This is a genomic window from Curtobacterium sp. ME12 (genome assembly GCF_903970855.1).
In the GTDB taxonomy this organism is placed as follows: Bacteria; Actinomycetota; Actinomycetes; order Actinomycetales; family Microbacteriaceae; genus Curtobacterium; species Curtobacterium poinsettiae_A.
The window spans coordinates 1-4760 of the sequence record NZ_CAJCKD010000068.1 but is presented as its reverse complement, the minus strand read 5'-3'; the positions used below and the strand labels follow the sequence as shown (position 1 = coordinate 4760).

The following is a 4760-nucleotide window of genomic DNA, read 5'->3' as shown; positions in this document are numbered from 1 at the left end:
GTCGACCGCCCACGAGTCGATGCCGATGCTGGCGATCGCGGGGTGCTCGGCGAACGCACGCCGGAGCCCCTCGGTCACCTGTCGGTACAGCTCGACGACGTCCCAGTGCAGGGCGTCGCGGCCGGTGTCGACGTCGCCCTCGTGCAGGGTGACGGGGCCGTTCGGGAACCGGGCGACCTGGTCCATCCAGACCCGGTCGGGGTCGACGTGGCCGACGATCACCCGGCCGCTGGTGGCCCCGAGGTCGACCGCGGCGACGCTGCCGCTGGTGTGCATGCCGTGCTCCTGCTCGGTTCGTTGGTCGTCGCTCGTTGGTCGTCGGTCGTCGCTACCGCAGGAAGGCCGCGGCGACGCCGGCGTCGACGGGCACGTGCAGGCCGGTGGTGTGCGAGAAGTCGTCGGTGCAGATGGCGTAGACGGCGTTCGCGACGTTCTCCGGCACGACCTCGCGCTTCAGGATCGTGCGCTGCGCGTAGAACTCGCCGAGGTCCTGCTCCTCGATGCCGTACGTCTTGGCGCGGTTGGCACCCCAGCCGCTCGCGAAGATGCCGGAGCCGCGCACGACGCCGTCGGGGTTGATGCCGTTGACGCGGACGCCGTGCTCACCGAGCTCGGCCGCGAGCAACCGCACCTGGTGGGCCTGGTCGGCCTTCGTGGCGGAGTACGCGATGTTGTTCGGCCCGGCGAACACCGAGTTCTTCGACGAGATGTAGACGATGTCGCCGCCCAGGCTCTGCTCGATGAGCACCTTCGCGGCGGCCTTCGACACCAGGAACGACCCCTTCGCCATCACGTCGTGCTGCAGGTCCCAGTCCTGCTCGGTGGTCTCGAGCAGGCTCTTGGACAGCGACAGCCCCGCGTTGTTGACGACGAGGTCGAGGCCGCCGAAGTGCAGCAGGGTCTGCTGGATCGCCTGGTCGATCGCGGCGGCGTCCGTCACGTTCGCGGCGACGCCGATGGCCTGGTCGAGGCCGCCGATCTCGGCCGCCGCAGCGGTGGCCTTCCCGAGGTCGAGGTCGGCGATGACGACGGCGGCACCCTCGGCTGCCAGGCGCTTCGCGATCGCCTTGCCGATGCCGCTCGCGGCGCCGGTGACCAGGGCGATGCGCGTCGCGAGCTTCTTGGGCGCGGGCATCCGCTGCAGCTTCGCCTCTTCGAGGGCCCAGTACTCGATGCGGAACTTCTCGGCCTCGTCGATGGGGGCGTAGGTGCTGACCGACTCTGCGCCGCGCATGACGTTGATCGCGTTGACGTAGAACTCTCCCGCGACCCGGGCGGTCTGCGCGTCCTTGCCGTACGAGAACATCCCGACGCCGGGCACCAGCACGATGAGCGGGTCGGCGCCGCGGATCGCGGGGGAGTCCGGCGTCGCGTGCCGGTCGTAGTAGGCCTGGTAGTCCGCGCGGTACTGCTCGTGCAGTTCGTGCAGGCGCGCGGTCTGCTCCTCGACGGAGGCCGTTGCGGGCAGGTCGAGGATGAGCGGCTCGACCTTGGTGCGCAGGAAGTGGTCCGGGCAGCTGGTGCCGAGGGCCGCGAGTGCTTCGGCGCGCTCGCTCGCCAGGAACTCGAGCACGACGGCGCTGTCGGTGAAGTGCCCGACGACCGGCTTGTCGTGCCCGGCGATGCCGCGGATCGTCGGGGCGAGGGCGGCGGCGCGGACGCGACGTTCGTCGGTCGGCAGTGCTCCGAACCCCGCTCGGCGGCCACCGAACGGCTCCGCCTTGCTGTGCTCCGCGAGGTACCGCTCGGCGGTGTCGATGATCCAGCGGGAGTTGCCTTGCGCCTCGTCGCTCGTCTCCCCCCACGCGGTGATGCCGTGGCCGCCCAGGATCGTGCCGATCGCCTGCGGGTGGTCACGCTTGACGCCAGCGATGTCGAGGCCGAGCTGGAACCCGGGGCGGCGCCACGGCACCCAGACGACGCGGTCGCCGAAGATCCGCTCGGTCAGGGCCGGGCCGTCCGCCGCCGTGGCGATCGCGATGCCGGCGTCGGGGTGCAGGTGGTCGACGTGCGCGGCGTCGACGAGTGCGTGCATCGCGGTGTCGATGCTCGGCGCGGCACCGCCACGACCGAACAGGCAGTGGTCGAACGCGGCGACCATCTCGTCCTCGCGCTCGACGCCCGGGTAGACCTGTCGCAGGGCGCGGACGCGGTCGACGCGCAGGACCGCGAGGCCCGCCGGGGTCAGGGTGCCGAGGTCACCCCCGGAGCCCTTCACCCAGAGCAGGTCGACCGGTTCGCCCGTGACGGGGTCGGTGTCGGTGCCCTTGGCGGACGTGTTCCCGCCCGCGTAGTTCGTGATCCGCGGATCCGAGCCGAGCGCGTTGGAACGTGCGATGAGGGCACTGATCGTGATGTCTGCGTCGGTGCCGTGCGCGTCGGGGTCCACCCGTGCCTCCACTGTGTTCGTCATGGTCCTACGCGCCCCAGCCGGCCTGGACGCCGCCGACGCGGTCCTCGGCGATGGACTGCTGGTAGCCCGACTCCAGGTACGCGCGCATCGGGTTCGCCGGCAGCCCGCGGGACTCGCGCCACTCGGCCAGGTCCTTCCGGACGTCGGTCTGGTACGCGTCCATGAAGACCTCGTTCGCGCCGAGGACGTCGTGCGCCTCTTGCGCCGCGGTCAGTGCGACGCGGTCCAGGAGCAGCGCGCGGGCCGTCATCTCCTGCACGTTGAGCACCGAGCGGATCTGACCGGGGATCTTGTCCTCGACGTTGTGGCACTGGTCGAGCATGAACGCGACGTCGGGGTTGTCGTACCCGCCACCGCGGATGACCTCGACCAGGATCCGGAACAGTTGGAACGGGTCCGCTGCCCCGACGATCAGGTCGTCGTCGGCGTAGAAGCGCGAGTTGAAGTCGAAGGAGCCGAGCTTGCCGAGGCGCAGCAGCTGCATCACGATGAACTCGATGTTCGTGCCGGGGGCGTGGTGGCCGGTGTCGAGGCAGACCATCGCCTTCGGCCCGAGTACCGCCGTCTGCACGTAGCTCGTCCCCCAGTCGGGGACGTCCGTGTGGTAGAACGACGGCTCGAAGAACTTGTACTCGAGCACCAGCCGCTGGTCGGCGCCGAGGCGGTCGTAGATCGTGCTGAGCGACTCGTGCAGGCGGTCCTGACGGGAGCGCATGTCCTCCTGCCCCGGGTAGTTCGAGCCCTCGGCGAGCCAGATCTTCAGGTCGCGGCTGCCGGTGGCGTCCATCACGTCGATGCAGCGCAGGTGGTGGTCGATCGCCTTCTGCCGGATCGTCTCGTCGACGTGGGTCAGGGCGCCGAACTTGTAGTCGTCGTCCTGGAACGTGTTCGAGTTGACGGTGCCGAGCGACACCCCGTGCTCTTCGGCGTGGCGCTTGAGGTCGGCGAAGTCGTCGACGAGGTCCCACGGGATGTGGAGTGCCACGGTCGGGGCCAGTCCGGTGTACTCGTGCACCTGGGCGGCGTCGGCGATCTTCTCGTAGGGGTCGCGCGGGGTGCCCGGCGTGCTGAACACCTTGAAGCGGGTGCCGGAGTTGCCGAAGGCCCAGCTGGGCAGCTCGATCTGCTGTCGTGCCAGTTGGTCGGCGATGCCGGCGAAGCTCGGTGTCGATGTCATCGTGTCACTTCCTCGTGTGCGATTGAATCGTTTCATACAGTACGGCTCGCAGCGGTCTGCCGCAACCGTGGTGGGTGGGGTGGTGCCGCAAAACACCGGTGTTCACGCGTTGAACACGAGCGTTCGGGGGTTCGACGCGCGAACACCGGTGTCTTGCGGACCAGGGCCCTACGCGGCGGGGACGGCAGCAGGCGCACGCAGGTCGTGCGTGCCGGCGTCGAGCCGCTGCTCCGCCGTACCCGGCAAGCGCACCACCGCGGTCACGCCCTCGGGCACGGTCGCTCGGACCCGCAACTCCCCGTCGACGAGCTCCCACCGCACGGCGACGTGCCCGTGCACGGTGTCGAGCGAGGTCTCCGCCCACGTCAGCCCACCGCCCGGCTGCGGTGCGATGAGCACGGCGGCGTACCCGGGTTCGAGGGCCGAGAGCCCACCCACCACCCGGTGCATCCAGTCCGCCACGGCACCGAGCGCGTAGTGGTTGAACGAGGTCATCTCGCCCGGGTTGATCGTGCCGTCCGGCAGCATCGAGTCCCAGCGCTCCCACACCGTCGTCGCGCCCATCGTCACCGGGTACAGCCACGACGGGCACTCCGTCTGCAGCAGCAGCCGGTAGGCGTCCTCCAGGTGGCCCGTCTGCGTCAGCGCGTCGGTGATGAAGGGCGTTCCCGCGAAGCCCGTCGAGATCCGGTACCCGGACGCCTCGACCAGCTCGGCGAGACGGTCGCCCGCCACGGCCTGCTCCCGCTCGGACAGGATCCCGAACACGACCGCCAGCGTGTACACCGTGGTCGCGTCCGACAGGATCCGCCCGTCGTCCTGCAGGTAGTGGGTGCGGAACCCGGCCTGGAGGCGCGTGGCGAGTTCCCGGAACTCGGCCGCTTCCGCCTCGTGACCGCCCAACAGCTCCGCCGCGTCCGCCGCGATCGTCGCGGACCGGTAGGCGCAGATCGTCGCGACGACGCCCTTGTCGGCCTTCGCGTCGGCAGGGGCCTCGGGCGGGGCGTCCGGGTCGAGCCAGTCGCCGAACTGGAACACGGTGTCCCACAGGTCCTCCGGGGACAGGTGGTCACGGACCCGGCGCAGGTGTGCGGCCATCGAGTCGAACTGCTCCTCGAGCACCGCGGTGTCGCCGTACGCCTGGTACAGGGTCCACGGCACCCAGACGCC

General features: G+C 70.3%; 3 protein-coding genes and 1 pseudogene. All 4 read right to left on the bottom strand.

Features of this window, described 5'->3' with window-relative positions; all coding sequences use genetic code 11:
- Nucleotides 1-276, bottom strand: a pseudogene (locus tag H7A73_RS17840) (rhamnulokinase); the annotation flags it as partial.
- Between the two features lie 52 nt (nt 277-328).
- Entirely contained in the window at nt 329-2413 is a 2085-nt protein-coding gene (locus tag H7A73_RS17835; protein ID WP_182067224.1) for a bifunctional aldolase/short-chain dehydrogenase, read from the bottom strand.
- A gap of 4 nt (nt 2414-2417) precedes the next feature.
- Entirely contained in the window at nt 2418-3590 is a 1173-nt protein-coding gene (gene rhaI / locus H7A73_RS17830) for an L-rhamnose isomerase (RefSeq protein ID WP_182067223.1), read from the bottom strand.
- A gap of 168 nt (nt 3591-3758) precedes the next feature.
- Nucleotides 3759-4760, bottom strand: a 1002-nt coding sequence (locus H7A73_RS17825; RefSeq protein ID WP_310648872.1) for an alpha-L-rhamnosidase C-terminal domain-containing protein, incomplete at its 5' end; no start/stop codon positions are given.

What these genes read in the sequence shown, in the direction of transcription:
- H7A73_RS17835 (WP_182067224.1), bottom strand. Translation starts at nt 2,413, where the DNA reads ATGACGAACACAGTGGAGGCACGGGTGGACCCCGACGCGCACGGCACC.
- rhaI (WP_182067223.1), bottom strand. Translation starts at nt 3,590, where the DNA reads ATGACATCGACACCGAGCTTCGCCGGCATCGCCGACCAACTGGCACGA.